General features: G+C 49.1%; 1 rRNA gene. It reads left to right on the top strand.

Going from position 1 to position 1,767, the window contains the following annotated elements:
- The first annotated feature begins 126 nt into the window (after window positions 1-126).
- A 16S ribosomal RNA gene (locus tag FFM59_RS09910) occupies window positions 127-1,701 on the top strand.
- Window positions 1,702-1,767 lie beyond the last annotated feature (66 nt).

Genomic DNA, 1,767 nt, shown 5'->3' with positions numbered 1-1,767 from the left:
CTTTGAAAACTGAATAAAGTTTCGACAAATCAAATGTGTAGGGTCTTTTGACAATAGTCAAAAGCAAATAACATTTGCGAAGTCAATTTCGTGAATACAAACAAATAAGAGCTACAAACTTAAATTATATATGAGAGTTTGATCCTGGCTCAGGATGAACGCTGGCGGTATGCCTAATACATGCAAGTCGAACGCATTCTCGTTTTAGATTGACGGTGCTTGCACCAGATTGAAAAGACATTTGAATGAGTGGCGGACGGGTGAGTAACACGTGGGTAACCTGCCCAAAAGTGGGGGATAACATTTGGAAACAAATGCTAATACCGCATAAAAGTTAGAACCGCATGGTTCTAATTTGAAAGATGGTTTCGGCTATCACTTTTGGATGGACCCGCGGCGTATTAGTTAGTTGGTGAGGTAATGGCTCACCAAGACAATGATACGTAGCCGAACTGAGAGGTTGATCGGCCACAATGGGACTGAGACACGGCCCATACTCCTACGGGAGGCAGCAGTAGGGAATCTTCCACAATGGGCGCAAGCCTGATGGAGCAATACCGCGTGAGTGAAGAAGGGTTTCGGCTCGTAAAACTCTGTTGTTGGAGAAGAACGTATGTGATAGTAACTGATCATGTAGTGACGGTATCCAACCAGAAAGCCACGGCTAACTACGTGCCAGCAGCCGCGGTAATACGTAGGTGGCAAGCGTTATCCGGATTTATTGGGCGTAAAGCGAGCGCAGGCGGTTTTTTAAGTCTGATGTGAAAGCCCTTGGCTCAACCAAGGAAGTGCATCGGAAACTGGAGAACTTGAGTGCAGAAGAGGACAGTGGAACTCCATGTGTAGCGGTGAAATGCGTAGATATATGGAAGAACACCAGTGGCGAAGGCGGCTGTCTGGTCTGTAACTGACGCTGAGGCTCGAAAGCATGGGTAGCGAACAGGATTAGATACCCTGGTAGTCCATGCCGTAAACGATGAATGCTAGGTGTTGGAGGGTTTCCGCCCTTCAGTGCCGCAGCTAACGCATTAAGCATTCCGCCTGGGGAGTACGACCGCAAGGTTGAAACTCAAAGGAATTGACGGGGGCCCGCACAAGCGGTGGAGCATGTGGTTTAATTCGAAGCAACGCGAAGAACCTTACCAGGTCTTGACATCTAGCGCCAATCCTAGAGATAGGACGTTCCCTTCGGGGACGCTAAGACAGGTGGTGCATGGTTGTCGTCAGCTCGTGTCGTGAGATGTTGGGTTAAGTCCCGCAACGAGCGCAACCCTTATTATTAGTTGCCAGCATTCAGTTGGGCACTCTAGTGAGACTGCCGGTGACAAACCGGAGGAAGGTGGGGACGACGTCAAATCATCATGCCCCTTATGACCTGGGCTACACACGTGCTACAATGGACGGTACAACGAGTTGCGAACTCGCGAGAGTAAGCTAATCTCTTAAAGCCGTTCTCAGTTCGGACTGTAGGCTGCAACTCGCCTACACGAAGTCGGAATCGCTAGTAATCGCGGATCAGCATGCCGCGGTGAATACGTTCCCGGGCCTTGTACACACCGCCCGTCACACCATGAGAGTTTGTAACACCCAAAGTCGGTGGGGTAACCTTTTAGGAGCCAGCCGCCTAAGGTGGGACAGATGATTAGGGTGAAGTCGTAACAAGGTAGCCGTAGGAGAACCTGCGGCTGGATCACCTCCTTTCTAAGGAATATACGGAACCTACACATTAGTCGAAACTTTATTTAGTTTTGAGAGGTCTACTCTCAA

The sequence above is a fragment of the Paucilactobacillus nenjiangensis genome, from assembly GCF_005405445.1.
Taxonomy (GTDB): domain Bacteria; phylum Bacillota; class Bacilli; order Lactobacillales; family Lactobacillaceae; genus Paucilactobacillus; species Paucilactobacillus nenjiangensis.
This window is presented reverse-complemented; position numbering and strand designations above follow the sequence as displayed.